The organism is Parabacteroides sp. B2-S-102 (assembly GCF_023656665.1).
Classification (GTDB): Bacteria; Bacteroidota; Bacteroidia; order Bacteroidales; family Tannerellaceae; genus Parabacteroides; species Parabacteroides distasonis.
Genome location: NZ_JAMOKM010000009.1, coordinates 76,414 through 92,258, shown reverse-complemented (window position 1 = coordinate 92,258; position 15,845 = coordinate 76,414). Strand labels below are relative to the sequence as shown.

15 protein-coding genes are annotated in these 15,845 nt (G+C 43.5%); 7 read left to right on the top strand and 8 right to left on the bottom strand.

What is annotated here, in order from left to right; translation table 11 throughout:
• Positions 1-6: 6 nt before the first annotated feature.
• From NBH07_RS12965 to NBH07_RS12945, 5 genes are all read right to left on the bottom strand, one after another.
• Positions 7-702, bottom strand: a complete 696-nt coding sequence (locus NBH07_RS12965; protein ID WP_005861115.1) for a histidine phosphatase family protein — start codon at positions 700-702, stop codon at positions 7-9.
• A complete protein-coding gene (locus tag NBH07_RS12960) occupies positions 678-1,346 on the bottom strand; it encodes an AAA family ATPase (RefSeq protein WP_009018373.1) in 669 nt (222 codons plus the stop codon). The genes NBH07_RS12965 and NBH07_RS12960 overlap by 25 nt, the downstream gene beginning before the upstream one ends.
• The gene (locus NBH07_RS12955) at positions 1,324-2,145 is read right to left on the bottom strand and encodes a 3-deoxy-manno-octulosonate cytidylyltransferase family protein (protein ID WP_039848958.1); all 822 of its coding nucleotides are present in this window, start codon (positions 2,143-2,145) and stop codon (positions 1,324-1,326) included. The genes NBH07_RS12960 and NBH07_RS12955 overlap by 23 nt, the downstream gene beginning before the upstream one ends.
• 11 nt (positions 2,146-2,156) lie before the next feature.
• Positions 2,157-3,416: a sialidase family protein gene (locus tag NBH07_RS12950; protein ID WP_009018375.1), complete on the bottom strand. Its 1,260-nt coding sequence runs from the start codon at positions 3,414-3,416 to the stop codon at positions 2,157-2,159.
• Between the two features lie 223 nt (positions 3,417-3,639).
• Positions 3,640-7,095 (bottom strand): DUF6383 domain-containing protein, encoded by a 3,456-nt coding sequence (locus NBH07_RS12945; protein WP_009018376.1) that lies wholly within the window; start codon positions 7,093-7,095, stop codon positions 3,640-3,642.
• A gap of 1,042 nt (positions 7,096-8,137) precedes the next feature.
• On the opposite strand from NBH07_RS12945, the gene NBH07_RS12940 reads away from it, so the two are divergent.
• From NBH07_RS12940 to NBH07_RS12910, 7 genes are all read left to right on the top strand, one after another.
• Positions 8,138-9,055 carry an Rpn family recombination-promoting nuclease/putative transposase gene (locus NBH07_RS12940; protein ID WP_156682344.1) on the top strand — a complete coding sequence of 306 codons (918 nt, stop codon included), beginning with the start codon at positions 8,138-8,140 and terminating at the stop codon, positions 9,053-9,055.
• A gap of 125 nt (positions 9,056-9,180) precedes the next feature.
• A complete protein-coding gene (surE, locus tag NBH07_RS12935; protein ID WP_009018378.1) occupies positions 9,181-9,948 on the top strand; it encodes a 5'/3'-nucleotidase SurE in 768 nt (255 codons plus the stop codon).
• 17 nt (positions 9,949-9,965) lie between these two features.
• Positions 9,966-11,099, top strand: a complete 1,134-nt coding sequence (gene lpxB / locus NBH07_RS12930; protein WP_005861102.1) for a lipid-A-disaccharide synthase — start codon at positions 9,966-9,968, stop codon at positions 11,097-11,099.
• A gap of 94 nt (positions 11,100-11,193) precedes the next feature.
• Entirely contained in the window at positions 11,194-11,955 is a 762-nt protein-coding gene (locus tag NBH07_RS12925) for a NigD1/NigD2 family lipoprotein (RefSeq protein WP_008780656.1), read from the top strand.
• 132 nt (positions 11,956-12,087) lie between these two features.
• Positions 12,088-12,618, top strand: coding sequence for an RNA polymerase sigma factor (locus tag NBH07_RS12920; RefSeq protein WP_009018379.1), 531 nt, complete (start codon positions 12,088-12,090; stop codon positions 12,616-12,618).
• A gap of 2 nt (positions 12,619-12,620) precedes the next feature.
• Entirely contained in the window at positions 12,621-13,157 is a 537-nt protein-coding gene (locus NBH07_RS12915) for a hypothetical protein (protein WP_009018380.1), read from the top strand.
• Between the two features lie 25 nt (positions 13,158-13,182).
• Entirely contained in the window at positions 13,183-14,268 is a 1,086-nt protein-coding gene (locus NBH07_RS12910; RefSeq protein ID WP_009018381.1) for a DUF4097 family beta strand repeat-containing protein, read from the top strand.
• Positions 14,269-14,313: 45 nt separating this feature from the next.
• Here NBH07_RS12910 and NBH07_RS12905 read toward each other — a convergent pair whose 3' ends face one another.
• The 3 genes from NBH07_RS12905 to NBH07_RS12895 are packed head-to-tail and all read right to left on the bottom strand — an operon-like array spanning position 14,314 to position 15,675.
• Positions 14,314-14,691: a hypothetical protein gene (locus tag NBH07_RS12905; RefSeq protein WP_229045811.1), complete on the bottom strand. Its 378-nt coding sequence runs from the start codon at positions 14,689-14,691 to the stop codon at positions 14,314-14,316.
• 2 nt (positions 14,692-14,693) lie between these two features.
• The gene (locus tag NBH07_RS12900) at positions 14,694-15,257 is read right to left on the bottom strand and encodes an RNA polymerase sigma factor (RefSeq protein ID WP_008773926.1); all 564 of its coding nucleotides are present in this window, start codon (positions 15,255-15,257) and stop codon (positions 14,694-14,696) included.
• Between the two features lie 10 nt (positions 15,258-15,267).
• Positions 15,268-15,675, bottom strand: a complete 408-nt coding sequence (locus NBH07_RS12895) for a DUF6249 domain-containing protein (RefSeq protein ID WP_005861087.1) — start codon at positions 15,673-15,675, stop codon at positions 15,268-15,270.
• Positions 15,676-15,845: the final 170 nt, after the last annotated feature.

Genomic DNA, 15,845 nt, shown 5'->3' with positions numbered 1-15,845 from the left:
GATTTATCATTTAAAAAGTTTATAAGCCTTTATTCCCCAATCCGTACACCTCCAATGATCACCCACACAATCGAATATACAAACCCCACCTGTCGGAACCTTAATATCATGAGTCGCACAGAAATCCTCATAATTCCCCAGAATATAGGGGGAGAAACGCATCACTCCATTGGAAGATACTAGCAGCCAAGTCTCACCATCAGGTATACTAGCCGCCAAATCCAGCCAACCGCTTATCAGTTTCTCTACATCTACGTTCCATCCTAACGGTACCACGGCCTTCTCATTCCATTGGGCGATCACGGAAAGTCCCCTCTCCACGATCCGATCTTCTGTTAGGTCTTTCCGCTCCATTCCCTCCTTTTCTAAATAGAGAGATCCCAAACGTTTTATTACATGATCTTCTACCATATTCTCATCCGGCCCATAATCAATCTCTTTAAGACGTAAGTCTTGAATGATAGGCAAATCCACATTCATTTCCTCCAAGATATAGTTAGCGGTCTCCAATGTACGTTTTAAGGGGGCCGAAATCACCTTGTCGATCACAATCCCCTTTTCACGTAAATAACGTCCCGCAGATCTAGCTCGTTCCTCCTCTACCAGAGGCAAATCAGTTCTAGCTCCAACCCGAGTCGGAGTCTCTCCCGCACGAAACGTATTACCATGCCGTACGATCACAAGTTTTCTACATTTTTCCATGGTTGTATTAATTTAAAGTCATCTACTATTTTTTGATATTCAGGTAACAAATCTATCAAGCAATCCCAACGTTTTTTCACTTGCTCCTCCGGGAAAAAACGATTCCTCCGAGCCAATCTTTTGATAACCATTTCTGGTGTCGCATCGATGCACACCATATGAATCCGATATCCAAGACTCTTTATCTTCTTATACAAATCCACATGTTCTCTCAACGCATTACTATGTTCAAATAAAATAGGCCACCCATTCCTCAATCCCAACAAAAGAAGACGGTAACCTAAAAAACGAGCAGGAAGTTCCCAACGTAAGAACGCTTTCTCCCTATCTAGCGAGCAATCCGCTTGATACCCGGATAATGCCTCCATAATAGCGTCGAAAGCGATATGCAAACAAGGTCCATTCTCTGATAGCCATTCCTCCGCCCAATACGATTTACCGGATGCGGGTATACCACATATATTCAAGAGTAAGGGTGATTCCGATGTCCGCATATCCACCTTTTGGCTGTCTACCCAACAGTCAAAATCCATCCATACCGGACCAGCATCACAGCCAGAAGGTAGAACCTCCTCCAAAGTATGGTAGGGAGATAAAATAGAATCTACGATTCCATCTAAGTCACGAAAGATCGAACTCTCCATACTTCTCAAGTATTTCCTCAACCCGTTTGACATCTTCCGGGGAATCAACCCCGCTTGTTGTCTCACGTCCCCGATAATCGACGTCTACGACCCTCATTTTGATGCCATTCTCTAAGAAGCGCATCTGTTCCAATCCTTCTATATAAGAGCGTTCATACACAGACGGAGGTAATGAGAAATAAGACTCGAGGGCTCGACCGCTATACGCATATAAACCCACATGCCGCCTGACAGGGCTTTTAGGCAAAAGATCCCTAGCCTGATCCTCCTTACGGATAGCGGGTATGGTTTGTTTCGAAAAAGCTAAGGCATATCCCAGCCGATCCACCAATACCGTCGTGCCGGAATAAGGGGTTTCCTTTTTCATCGCCAGTAATTGATCGTATTCGCTCCATCCCAACAAGACCGAGGCGGTAAGGACATCCGCCTTCTCCTTTCTCCATGTATCGATCAGATCTTGCAAGATCCAAGGAGGACACGTGGGATTATCGCCTTGCAGATTTATTATCAGTCCGGGATTGGTGTCCTGTTTCCTTACCGCCTCATAGCAACGTTCCGTACCACTTTTACAATTCGTGGAAGTCATCATCACCGGAATCTCCCGGGATTCGCAAAACGAGACGATGCGCTCATCATCCGTAGCTACCAAATAAGAACAAGACTCATTTTTGCGACATACAAAATCCGCTATATCCGAGACCCGTTTTATCATCTCTATACCTTTAATCTTAACCAAAGGCTTACCCGGCAACCCGCTTGAACCATATCGAGCCGGTATTACAATCAGTACTTTTTCCATAATCACTTCATTTAATAGATTAACATTCTAAACCGTTTAATTTTATAATATGTAATACAATCAGAGTATTGAGGGTCCTTTGTATGATCATCCGCCGCACGGCAAACCACGTGCATATCCTCACCTACGATACATAACGAAGGATAATTTCTTGAATACAATTCATTCTCTTGGCAAGCGATCATCCCAGCCATACACCAGTCCACACAATTCTTTGAGAATAACAATTGTAAACGATGCCTCTCATTATTCGGGAGTCCATACCGGGAAGTCTCAGGTAATGAGCTTATCGTCCGCATAGAATCGAAAGATTGATTGGATGCCATCCAATACAACCGGGATATTTCATCATACACTATAAAGAATTTCAAATGGCCACCGGGAAAGGGCAAGAAAAGCAAGGTCTGTCCGGAAGGAGTCTCTTGAAAGCCGATTACCATCTGGCCGTTCTTATCTTCCCTCACTTTTAATAAACAAGCGTATCCAATCCCTCCGGTATGCGCACGAAGAAACATATGGAACGTTTTCCCCTCCGGATCATACCAAATATGATGTTTATCCTTTATTTGAACCACTTGAGCCTCCAGCCATCCAGTGGGCGCATTAAAACGACCGGGAGCCAATTCCAGCGGCTTATTGGTCAATGACTCGTAAAAAGGAATGCCAACCCCTTCCGGGAAATGTACCTTATCCCTGAAAACAAAAGGATCGGAACGTCGCCAAGAAGACGCATCCAGTAAATCATCGTGAATAGAGCAAGATAGCAAGGTAGGGCTCAAACCCGCCACATTCCAGCCTTCTATCTCCGAGTTATAAAAACGCTGTTCCATCGCCAAGTAAACCCGCTCGTTAGCGAAAAGAACATTACAGGCAGAAGAATGCCATTTCTCACCTTGGGAGAGAAACGAGGGAACGCTCCACGTATTCCCATCATCTTCCGAGCATATAATACATAAATCGCCTGCGTTTCCTATGATATATATCTTTTCCCCTATACAAAAAGGGCGGGCATGCCAAAAATTAAAATCCGAGATAAAACACCAACTAGCGCCTTGGTCGTCCGATACAAAAATCTTACCGATACCTAACCGTCTTGTCCTTTCCGTGTACAGCTGCGAAGAAGCATAGATTTCTTTTACCCCCTTGCCGCCCAAGTCGAAAGTCACGACCAAGCGTCCCGTCGAAGTCACGGTGATTCCGGGAGTATAACAATAAATGTCTTCCGGACTAATTGATTTATAGATCAATGTTTCTTGAGTAGATATAAGCATAGCACGAGATTTAAGAGTACAAAAAAAGGTCACGACATTTCTTCACAGAAGTTCTCGTGACCTGAGCTTTTAATTTATTACTTTAGTATTAATACCCCCGCATGTTCTACCATCGCGGTGTACTTGAAGAATCTATCTCCACACGGGAATTTCAGAATTATAAATATCTTCTTAAAGGAAGAGATGGGGGAACCCCCATCTCTTGACCTATCTATTTGTTTAATTATTTAACAACCACTTTAACAGCTTCCTCACCATCAACAGCTACAGCTACGATACCGGCAGGTACGGCAATTGTTGCGTTATCAGATGTAAGAACTGTCTCAGCGACTACCTTACCTAAGATGTTAGAGATAACTACTGATTTACCAGCAGCGCCTTGGATAGTTACAGTACCATTATCAGTTGTGATGGAAACACCTTCTACAGCATCGATTGTCTCGTTATCTGTAGCGATATCGTCACCTTGCTCTACGTTGAAGATTAAAGCGTCATCACCACCGGTAGCAGTTTCGTCAAACTTAGAATCATCTTTATCAGACAATACCAAGCAACCATTCTGCATTTTCAACCAAGCAGCTTTTGTAGGAGCGATGTCAAGACCATCTGCCTGCATTGATTCGAACAAGAATGATCTATCAGCCTCAACCTCATTAGCGGCAGCATTTCTGTTAACGAAACGCATTGACCAAGTCACATACTTGTGGTTGTCACCAGATAAAACATATTTGTAAGATACGAAGTTATCCTTGCTTACACCAGCCTTCTTAGCGGCAGCCCAAGCTGCTTCCTCAGCCTTATTTAAAGCCTCAATCGTGATCTCCTCATTCTTCAAGTTCTTGAATTCGTCTCTCAAGATGAACAATGTATCAGCTACACGAACAGCCTCTACGAAACCGGCACGATCATATTTCTTCCACATATAAGCGGCGTCTTTCTTCGCATCGGAAGTATTAGCCTTATCATGTTTCAAAGCGAAATCATGGAAGTTGATCAAATACTTACCTCTCTCGAAACCGGGGATAGCCGGAGTAGCATGTGAACAGTGCGCTGCGTCTACCTTGTTACCTTCATTGTCATAGTGATTGTGAGTATATGTACAAGCAACACCCGGTGTACCCTCGAAGTCGTTACGATCGATTGAGATCAAATACTGAGGTTTGATATTACCAGCGCCACGATTTACCCATGCCGTATCAACGATGAATGACAAGCCATCTTCCGTCTTATCCGGAGTGTAGATACCTAAGAAATCGATATCACCATTCATGAAATTCTTGTTGTTCTCAACTTGCAAGTACTCTTTACGATATTTCTCGATGAAACGTAATGTATCAGCCTTGTCACCTTCATTACCTTCAAGCTCAAGAGAATTGAAACGACGGTACAGTGGAGTCTCATCCGGTTCGATAGCGAATGCGGATGTTCTGGATTCTTTCAATACTTGAGATTTCAATGTAGCAGAGCCATCATAGTCAGATACACCAGCCTTGTTGTCATCTGAAATTGAATAATGTACATCGTTTACATCTTTAGTGTCTTTTTCAGTAGACAAGATCGCATAATAACACTTACCCGTTTCTTTGATCTCATTATTCTCCTTGAAGAAGAACGGAGTAACCTCCTCATTTTCGCCTGTAGTCCGATAATCGTTATGAGTAGGTACATTGAACTTATCCTCTTTATTGATAGCTAAGCCAATACCATTTAATTTCACTACATAAGCCGTTCTATAAAGTTGTTTCAAGCCTTTGATACGATCTTGATGTTCTTTCTCTACCTTGAAACCAAACTTCTCTACCGCATATACAGAGCTGTTTGCACTTCTCTTAGCAGTATCTACATTAAAGGCAGATACACCAACATTAACTGTCAAAGTTGAGTCTTTAGAAGACTTAGCGATGTATTTATCCGTCGCATACGGATGCCAGTAATTAAATGTATATTTATTAACCTTCAACTCATCGTTCGTTAAGTTCTTATAACCTAACAAAGAATCAGATACAGCCTCGGCCGGAACCTCTACAAAACGTAAGTCACTCTTCGCTGCTACTGTAAATTTAGAAGAAACACCATCTTGTGTTAATTCTACATTGCTTTTTGTATATACATATTCCGTATCAGCATTCTTATACAAACTAAATGTTCCTTTCGCATCCTCAAACTCACGGTTAGTAGCTGTTACTGAAGACAGATTATTCTGATCTTTAGCGTTTGTCTTCAAAACAACCCATTGATAGGCTGGCATATGAGCTACATTTTGCTCATCAGCATTCACGGTAGTCCAACGAATCACGCCATTCTCATAGATCGGAGAAGCTAAGTACTCACCCTTCTTGTTCATGATGTAGTAAACACCATCCTTAACAGAGGTCTTTGATTGATCAGCCTCGCAACCACCATAACCTAATTTGATGGTTGTATTCTGTTTGGAATAATCAACGGTCAAGATACGAGTCTCATCCTTGATCAAATCTTGCAAAGACACACGCCAGTTATTTCTTTGGTTGTCTGTCTTTTGATAAATCTCTTTCCAATATTTTACCTTATCATCATCACCTCTCCAAGTGATCTTTTTTACATAGATCTTCAATTCATCTTTGCTAGGAGAATAAACAAATAAGAACTTATGTTGATCTTGTAAATCCCCTAAGCGATCAATAGCCTCTTGTGTTTTGCTAGGACCAGTCCAGCCATAAGCCAAGAACTTGGCACCGGTCTCATTTGTATAAGCTGTATCGACCTTCAAATAAGTGTCCTTATTATCATCGTTCTTACGTGTCACATAAAGCCATTCGCCATTTGTCAAAGTCGCAGTACTGCTAGCATTCACATCGTAATACTTGTTATCACCTGTAGATTCAGCGATAAATTCCTTCTCGTTGAACGGATTCTTTAAGCTGGTACCCTTAACATCCGGAGAGAAATTCAATTTAACACCCGCATCAGCATCCTGCAAATCGAAAATCTTATTCAATTGATCCGCATCTAATACGATATCTTCTGCTTGATACAAAGTAAAGCCAGAGAACGTATTCTTCGCTTCAGTTGAAAGGTTTGAAAGATCTGTAACGTCTGTAGCAGCTGTAGGATCTACCTTTACATCATTCAAGGCATATTTAGCGACCTTGATAGTTCCGTTATCGTTCAACAAACCAATAACAGAGTCTGTGCTAAAGTGAGAATACAAAGGAACATTCTTCTCCAACTTATTCAATACAGAAGAAAAGGCCCAACCAGAGATCTCACCACCGATTATAGGCTTCCACCAATAGCCCTTCTTACCATCCGCACTTTTCAGATCATCACCCATAGCGATATCCAACATCATGCCAGTACCCTTGTTCATGAAATCGAATTTTACCGCTTGACCTTGACTATACGGCTGAGTAGTCACACACCATAACGTATTTTTCAAAACGAAATCCTTATCATTGGCACTCATTGCGACCAATGAATATTCGCCATTCACTTCCTTCATCATCAAGATCTGATCATTCGCATCTCTCAATTGATAAAGGCCGCCCTTGGTATCTTTGTCATACGTAGGCAAAGCTTGTGCACTTTTGTTAATGTCAAGAGCCACTCCGTCCTTAACATCAGCAAGATTCTGCGCATTAGCAGATACCGCAGCAACAAGCGCAGCACCTGCCAAAAGAGTAGAAAACTTTTTGCTCATAATAAATAAATTAATATTAATACTAGTGTTTATTAAGATAATCAATCTGTTAGACTAATTGAAAATCGTCGTTTGCCATTAAAAACGACTAGTCTAAACGATCGTCTAAATCTTGCGTTTTTTGAGCGTCGAAACGGGAGGTTCGTTGAAGGAATCGCTTGTTTCGTGAAGGATAACCTATCCTATTGATAAGAAAGAGAATAAGCGATAAAAAAATCGTCTGGAAGGGTTGCAAGTATCGAAGAAACGCGTACCTTTGCAAATGACTAAAAGAATCGATCGTTTAAACTAGTCGTTTCTATACTAGAAAAATATTTACTAATCATATAAACTTTACTCTTCTATACTAATGTACGCACGTACATTTTATATCTATATCAAAATATAGCACTTTGACATTTTGTATTCTTAACTCCCGGAGAATCGACTTTTTCAAGCTCACTCGATAAATAGTGGGGATAATCTCGCAATGTACTTTTATCTACACTTTAATTTGTTTATCACACGTTTCACGTCGGCCAACTTGCTTTATGTCAGTGATATGTTGTGAAGGATGTGAAAGGGAGCGCAGAGATGCCTACGAAGAGTTGTTACCGTTGAGCCTTTCTATTTAATACAAACATTATCGGCAGTAGCTTGCTCTATCTGCCCATGAAATCGTTTCACGGTTGTGATACAATCTTTTCACCTATGCGAAACGATTGTATCACGTAGGTGAAAAGATCTCTTCACGAATGTGAAATGATCAGATCATGTAGTGCCTGGCCATACTATCCCTTGGTGGAATATACATTCAGGAAAATTATCCCCACGATTTATCGGCTGATCCGGTATTTGAAGTAGTTACATTATGCCTCTCAAAAAACACGTACGAGTTTTTCGAAAAACATGTACGTGTTTCCGAAAAAACTCGTACGTGTTTTCTTAAAAGCTAAAACGATGCCTATCCTATTAAAAAAGTAGTATCTTTACAACCGGAAGACAGGATGCCCTGTCTCATTATACTATTATTCATTATTAATCACTAAAACCTATAAACACTATGGGAAAATTTATCAATCCCTTCACCGATTTCGGCTTCAAGCACATATTCGGTAGGGAAATGGACAAGGACATACTAATCGAGTTCCTGAACGACCTCCTCGAAGGGGAGCATACTATCATGGACCTGAGGATCATGAACAATGAGCGATTGCCCGAGACAGAGCAAGGAAGGAAAGTCATCTTTGACATTCATTGCGAGACCGACAAGGGCGAACGAATCATAATCGAGATGCAGAACAGGGAACAGCCCCACTTCAAGGACAGGGCCTTGTATTACCTCTCGCACTCGGTGGTGGAACAGGGGATAAAGGGAACATGGGACTATGAGCTGGCGGCCGTGTACGGTGTTTTTTTCTTGAACTTCACGCTAGACGAGGAGAACAGGCCAGACAAAAACGGGAAGGAGGGTAAATTCCGAAGGGACATCATATTGGCGGACCGGGAGAACGGACAGGTATTCAACCCCAAGTTCCGCCAGATCTATATTGAGCTTCCCCGATTCAACAAAGAGGAGGAAGAATGCGAGACCGATTTTGAACGTTGGATTTATGTACTAAAGCATATGGACACATTAGACAGAATGCCATTCAAGGCACGCAAGGCCATATTCGAGCGGTTGGAACGCATCGGATCCATGGCGAACCTCACCCCCAAACAACGGGCGCAGTACGAGGCGGAGTGGAAGATGTATAATGATTATTATAACACCTTGGACTTCGCCGTCGAGAAAGGCATGAAAAAAGGGATGGAAGAAGGCATGGAAAAAGGATTGCAAAAAGGAAAAGCCGAAGGAAAAGCTGAAGGACGACAGGAAGAGAAACACTCCATAGCACTTAATCTTAAGAAATTAGGAGTTAGTATAGAGCAAATCGCCTTTGCCACCGGCCTCTCCATAGAAGAAATAGAGAAACTATAATAATCTGAGACCTTTCGCCTGATCAACAACTGATTAGGCGAAAGGACAACTCCCATCCCTCACACCCCAACCATTGTTCGCAAATTATTGTTACCTTTGTACGACAACTATAAGGATAAAACGATATGACAAACGAGAGACCGTTGATTCTGATCACGAATGATGATGGCGTATGGGCCAAAGGTATTAACGAATTGATTGAGTGCCTGAAAGATCTAGGCGATTTGGTGGTATTCGCTCCCGATGGACCTCGTTCCGGGATGGGTAGTGCCATTACATCTTTAGTTCCTATCAAGTATACCTTGTTGAAAAAGGAGGAAGGACTTACCATCTATAGTTGCACCGGGACACCGGTTGATTGCGTTAAATTAGCGATTAATGAGGTTATGGAGCGCAAGCCCGATCTGTTAGTCTCCGGTATCAACCACGGGGGGAATATGGCTATCTGCGTAAATTATTCCGGAACGATGGGTGCCACCGCCGAGGGCTGTATTTTCAACGTCCCTTCCATGGGTGTATCCTTACTGGACCATGCGGCCGATGCCGACTTCTCCGAATGCTGCCGTCTTGGACGTATGCTGGCACGCCGGGTATTAAAAGAAGGCTTACCGCACGGAACCTACTTAAACCTCAACGTGCCGAAGCTACCGCAAGTGAAAGGGTTGAAAGTTTGTCGCCAAGCGGATGGTCGTTGGGTACGTGAATTCAAGCGTTCCGAGAACGCCAGCGGAGAGCCCGTATTCTGGTTGACAGGAGCTTTCGAAAGCGCCAAACCCATCCACCCGGACAATGATATGCTTGCGCTGGACAGCGGATACGCCTCCCTAGTCCCCTGCAAGATCGACGTTACGGACTACAACTTCATGGCCACCCTAAACAACTGGATCCTTTAATTTTCAATTCTCAATTCATGAAGTATTACCTGATAGCCGGAGAAGCCTCCGGAGACCTGCACGCCTCGAATTTGATGGCAGCCTTGAAAGAGAATGACCCGAAGGCCGAGTTCCGCTTTCTGGGCGGCGATCTGATGAGAGCCGTCGGAGGAACCCTTGTCAAACATTACCGGGAAATGGCGTTCATGGGCTTTATCCCGGTATTGCTGAACTTGCGCACCATCTTAAATAACATGAAGACGTGCCAAGAGGATATCCGCCGCTATCAACCAGATGTCGTCATCTTAATTGACTACCCGGGATTCAACCTGAAGATCGCCAAATATGTGAAAACCCAATTGGGTCTCCCGGTATATTACTATATATCCCCCAAGATATGGGCCTGGAAACAATACCGCATCAGGGACTTCCGGCGTTATGTAGATCGTATGTTCTGCATCCTGCCGTTCGAGACCGAGTTTTTCCGGAAGCTTAATTATTCGGTAGATTACGTAGGAAATCCTTCTGTAGACTCCGTAGCCTATTACAAGGAGCATCAAGCGATCCCCAAAGATACATTTATCAAAGAGGAAGGATTGGCCAACAAGCCTATCCTCGCCTTGCTATCCGGTAGCCGCAAACAAGAGATCAAGGATAATTTACCGACCATGCTGAAAGTAGCCTCCGCATATCCCGACTACCAGCCGGTAATAGCCGGAGCACCAGGCATCGATCCTGCCTACTATCAAGAATACATAGGCTCTTATCCTGCCAAGATCGTGTTCGGTAAAACCTATCCCTTGCTACAACATAGTGCCGCCGCCTTGGTAACCTCCGGCACGGCAACCTTGGAAACCGCCCTGTTCCGGGTTCCGCAAGTCGTTTGCTACTACGTCGTAGCCGGACAGTTGGCCAGCTTTATTTTCAAGCATTTCTTCCATACGAAATACATATCCCTCGTGAACCTGATCGGGGGACGGGAGATCGTACAAGAACTATTCGGAGCCCGCTTCTCCGAATCGCAAATACAAGACGAGCTAGGACGCATCCTACAAGATCCAGCCTATCGAAAACGAATGCTAGACGGATACGACAAGATTATCCATACGCTAGGAATGCCCGGGGCTTCAAAGCGTACGGCACGGCTAATCGTTGAATCCCTTGGTTCTTAACATCTTTTATTAACGTCTTTTGCAGCATTTCACCCCGAACTTACATCTTTCTTCATAGAACGATGAAATGTGAACTTTTTAAGAAACAAAAGGAATGAAGACGTTGAGAGCTTTTTTATTGGTTATCGGGATCGCTTTAGTATCCCTCACCCTACCCTCTTGCTTAGATGACGATAACTCGTATTCTTTAGGTGATATCTGGATAGCGGTCGCTACCGTAGTACCGGAAGGCAATAACGTATATTACTTACGGCTGGATGACGGGGATAAGCTATGGCCCGCCGCCACGAACTATCCGAACTATCAGCCGAAGCCTAACCAACGTGCCTTGGTTAACTTCACGATATTGGCGGATTCCACCCAAAGTAACCTAGGAGGTTTCTCCCACTATATCAAGGTGAACGCGATCCATAACATCCTTACGAAATCCATCGCTAAGAACGAGGGAGCGGCTAATGATTCTATCTATGGTACGGACCCGGTAAGTATTTATAACAATAATATGTGGATCGGAGACGGATATTTGAATATCTATTTCGAGACACTCTGGGGAGGCAAGACCGCCCACTTTATCAACCTGATCCAACCGGATGCCGAGAATGATCCTTATACGCTGGAGTTTAGGCATAACGCTTACGATGATCCCCAATATACGATCGGGGCCGGACGTGTGGCGTTCAACTTGTCTTCCTTGCCGGATACCAAAGGAGAGACGGTCGATCTTGTCGTAAACTATTGGACTTCCGACGGGAAACAGGCTTATAAATTGAAATATAATTCGGATAAGACAAAAATGGAAGGTACTTCGCAAGGCTATACGAACGATAGTATCTCCAATATAACAGACATGAAATAAACCTTCCCACATAACTTTTATTTTTATCATTTAGTTCAGGAGGAGAGGCGTCGAGATGATGCCTTTCTTTTTTTTGTATTTTTACGCTACAAGATGCAACGGTCAAGGCATCACTCTCGTTTATATAAACAAATGGACAAAGTAACCGAACATCTGATCGAGGGTTGCCGCCGGGGAGACCGGAGCTCGCAACTGAAGTTGTACAAACAATACGCACAGCGATTGTATATAGCCTGCTTGCGTATCGTAGGCAACTCATCCGAGGCGGAAGAAGCCATGCAGGACTCGTTCCTCAAGATCTTCACACGCTTGGACCAATATCATGACGGGCAATGCTTTGAGGCATGGATGCATCGTATCGCCATCCATACGGCCATCGATTATGTACGTCGCCAAGCACCGGACCAAGAGGAGCTTTCCGACAATCTGGCCGAACCGGACGAGGAAGGGCCGGACGAGGAAGATATCCAATACTCCGTGGCACAGATAAAGGAAGCTACCAAGAAGTTGCCGGCAGGCTACCGCATAATCCTCTCGCTTTACCTCTTTGAGGGATATGACATGGAAGAGATCGCCTCTATCCTGAAAATCCAACCGCCAAGCGTCCGTAGCCAGTACCTACGTGCCAAGCGGAAATTGTTAGACATTATAGCAGCCAATTAAACATGGATAAACTAAAGAATTTCATAGACGCAAACCGTGACGCATTCGAGGAAGATGAGATGCTTCCCGAAGGTCACTTCGAACGTTTCGAGCAAAAACTGCCGAAGCCACGGAAAAACCGTGCGGCCCTATACAGCCTATCGGCCTTTGTCATAGCTGCCTCTATCGCTTTGTTGCTCTTATTCCGCTTGCCGGGAGGGACCGGTCTGCCGGAACCCGCGCAAAAGACCACGGCCCAGACCTGCGAGGCCCAAGAAGAGATCGAGGAACTACGTCTATATTACAATATGCAAATGAACGACGTATTGACGCAGATGAAGAAGTTGTATAAACAGGACCGGACACCGGGAGCGGAAGAGTTATTGCAAGAGAGCAAACGGATCCTCACGGATAATTATATGTTCGAGGAAACGATACTCCCTACCTTGCCTTGTTCCAACGACGGTCTCTTCGCCATGACCCAGCATTACAGCAATAGCTTGGAGGGCCTCACGCTGATGCTTAAGCAAATGGAACAAGTCACGGATAACCAGAAATAGTAATAACAATTAATACATATCAATCATGAACACGACACACGTAAAATTGAGTCCCACCGTATTGCTGGCTTTCGTATTGCTGCTATGCAATCTATCGGCAATAGCTAGGCCACAAGAGAAGATCAAGAAAAAAGAGATATCCCAATCCTACAGCGTAAGCGCCGGTGATCGTCTCCAAGTAGAAAACCGTTATGGAAACATCACCGTTACCCACTGGAATCAGAATACGGTAGCTATACGGGTTGAGGTAGAATGTAAGGCTCGCAGCGAGGAACGTGCTCAAGAGAACTTGGACCGTATCCAAATCGAGACCAAGAAGATAGGTGGTATTGTCTCAGCGGTCACTACGATAAAGAAGGAGATGAATAGCAATTCAAATAATGAGTCCATGACGATCAATTATTATATCCAGATGCCTCCTAAGCTCGCCGCAGACTTGAACCAGAAATATGGAAATATCAACTTGCCAAGCGATAATAACGGCAACATGGATATCCATGTAAAATACGGCAACCTGAATGCGGGTAATTTCACAGCCAACGCAATGATAGAGGCCAAATATGGTAACATCGAGGTAGGAAATCTGCAGGACGCCCAACTGGATCTGGGCTACGTAGGAACCGCCAAGATTCGCAACGCTAAAGATTTAACGATAGACAGTAAATATTCCAATCTGGATATACAGGATATACAATCTTTACGCATGGAGATTAAATATGGTAATCTCACCATTGAAAGCGTAAGCAGACTAGACATGGAGATTAAGTACAGCGACGCTAAAATCGGGACCCTTAAAGATGCCTTGAATGTAAGTAGCCTTAGCTATAGTAACTTAAAGATACGAAACTTGTCTCACTCTTTCTCGAAGGTGAACGTAGAATCTCATTATGGGAATTTAGAGGTAGCGCTTCCCGCAAAAACTTCTTTCCGGATAGTAGCGGAGAACATGAAGTATTCAAGCTGCGACGTGAACGGTTTCAATATCACCCGCAAGCATTTTGACGATGAGGATCGTGACAAGAATTACACTTATGAGATTAATGGTGGAAAGCAACCGACGATTCACTTCGAAGGAAATCGTTACGGAAATCTAAAAGTCAAGGCCAATTAATCGGTTGTAGAGACGGGGCGTGCCCCGTCTCTACACCGGATATTTTTATTTTGAGGTGTTTTGGCGGCGTATCTCTTCTCTCTTCAACCAGTTATCGAGTTGTGTAAACAGGAAGAAACAAGAGATCCCGGAAGCAATCGTTAAAACAATCGGGAAATAGGCTCGCAAAGAACCTAAAACCGTTTCCGTCCCGCCCGGAGAAAGCTTAACCAAATACAAGATGCCTACTAACACAAGCATATAAGCGACAAATATGCTAAAAATGCCTACAGGTGTAAATCGTTTCTTGATATAGTACTTATATACCCGCTTCTTCTCTTGTATAATCAATGCCATAATACGGGAGTTTAATGAGGCCGAAGGTTGTTCCGCCGTCCCTCGCATCAACTTACGTGTCAAATGATCAATATCTTTCTCATTCATATTCATAACAAATCAGCTGTCTCTAATTTCATTTTATCTTGCAACACTTCATAAAACCGTTTCCGCCCACGGAATAGTTTTACTTTCACATTAGAAGCGCTCAATTCAGTGATCTGACAGATCTCTTCCACCGAGCATTCCTCCAAATAATAAAGAGTAAGCAACAAGGCCTCATCAGCCGGAAGCTTTTTCAGCGTACGTGCGATCATCTCTTTCCGGTCCTCACGCTCTAATAAAGCCGTAGCCGATTCAACCTCGTCATTCGAAAGGTCTACAGGGCCCGCCTCCTCATAACTCACGAACATACGCTGTTGTCTCAAGGCCGTCAACGCCGTACGATACACGATCCTATAAAACCATGTTGAGAACTTACTATCGAAATGAAAATCGGAAAGAGCACGATACATCTTCACGAACGCATCCTGTACGGCCTCTTCTGCCTCCTCGCGATTTTCCAAGATACGAAGAGCGATGGTATAAGCCATCTTCTCATACTTCGCGACAAGGCAGGAGAAACTTTGCGTGTCCCCTGCCAAAATACGTTCTATCCACTTTCGCTCATCCATTCGGTATCGTTTATTCTTCCAGACGCATTTTCTTCTCGTCCTCCAATCTCTCCTTCTCCATTAAAGAACGGGAAAGAAAGAAATAAATTATAAAAGCTACTCCACCGAACATAATCGTAATAGCCGGAACTAACAAAAAGAACCAATCGCTATCGTAAGTGAAAGCAGAGTCGAGCATCATACCGACAATCACACCCAATGACAAACCGATCATAAAAATACCGTTACGCAGGGTATTATAACGATTAGGCCTTCTCTCGGGGCGCATAGCCTCTTCCAGCACAATTCCTTTCTCGATCATCGCCATCTTTTCCTCATGCTTACTTTTAATGGTCATGTAACTAGCGATAATACCTAACAATACCGGCATACCTACCGCACAAATAACACCTAAAATAGGAATCCACAACTCGTTCATATCTTTTATTCTTTAAAGGTTTAATAAATTATTCGCTTTTATCAATAAGACATGAGTAATCACAAATCGGTTACAAAAAAGAGAAGAAATTTTATACATGCACAAATAAAAGAAGCGAACTCCATCCATTTATGAAGTTCGCTTCTTGGGAAAGTTATTTATCGTCTTTT

Coding starts and splice junctions, on each gene's coding strand:
- NBH07_RS12965 (WP_005861115.1), bottom strand. CDS start 702: ATGGAAAAATGTAGAAAACTTGTGATCGTACGGCATGGTAATACGTTT.
- NBH07_RS12960 (WP_009018373.1), bottom strand. CDS start 1,346: ATGGAGAGTTCGATCTTTCGTGACTTAGATGGAATCGTAGATTCTATT.
- NBH07_RS12955 (WP_039848958.1), bottom strand. CDS start 2,145: ATGGAAAAAGTACTGATTGTAATACCGGCTCGATATGGTTCAAGCGGG.
- NBH07_RS12950 (WP_009018375.1), bottom strand. CDS start 3,416: ATGCTTATATCTACTCAAGAAACATTGATCTATAAATCAATTAGTCCG.
- NBH07_RS12945 (WP_009018376.1), bottom strand. CDS start 7,095: ATGAGCAAAAAGTTTTCTACTCTTTTGGCAGGTGCTGCGCTTGTTGCT.
- NBH07_RS12940 (WP_156682344.1), top strand. CDS start 8,138: ATGGGAAAATTTATCAATCCCTTCACCGATTTCGGCTTCAAGCACATA.
- surE (WP_009018378.1), top strand. CDS start 9,181: ATGACAAACGAGAGACCGTTGATTCTGATCACGAATGATGATGGCGTA.
- lpxB (WP_005861102.1), top strand. CDS start 9,966: ATGAAGTATTACCTGATAGCCGGAGAAGCCTCCGGAGACCTGCACGCC.
- NBH07_RS12925 (WP_008780656.1), top strand. CDS start 11,194: ATGAAGACGTTGAGAGCTTTTTTATTGGTTATCGGGATCGCTTTAGTA.
- NBH07_RS12920 (WP_009018379.1), top strand. CDS start 12,088: ATGGACAAAGTAACCGAACATCTGATCGAGGGTTGCCGCCGGGGAGAC.
- NBH07_RS12915 (WP_009018380.1), top strand. CDS start 12,621: ATGGATAAACTAAAGAATTTCATAGACGCAAACCGTGACGCATTCGAG.
- NBH07_RS12910 (WP_009018381.1), top strand. CDS start 13,183: ATGAACACGACACACGTAAAATTGAGTCCCACCGTATTGCTGGCTTTC.
- NBH07_RS12905 (WP_229045811.1), bottom strand. CDS start 14,691: ATGAATGAGAAAGATATTGATCATTTGACACGTAAGTTGATGCGAGGG.
- NBH07_RS12900 (WP_008773926.1), bottom strand. CDS start 15,257: ATGGATGAGCGAAAGTGGATAGAACGTATTTTGGCAGGGGACACGCAA.
- NBH07_RS12895 (WP_005861087.1), bottom strand. CDS start 15,675: ATGAACGAGTTGTGGATTCCTATTTTAGGTGTTATTTGTGCGGTAGGT.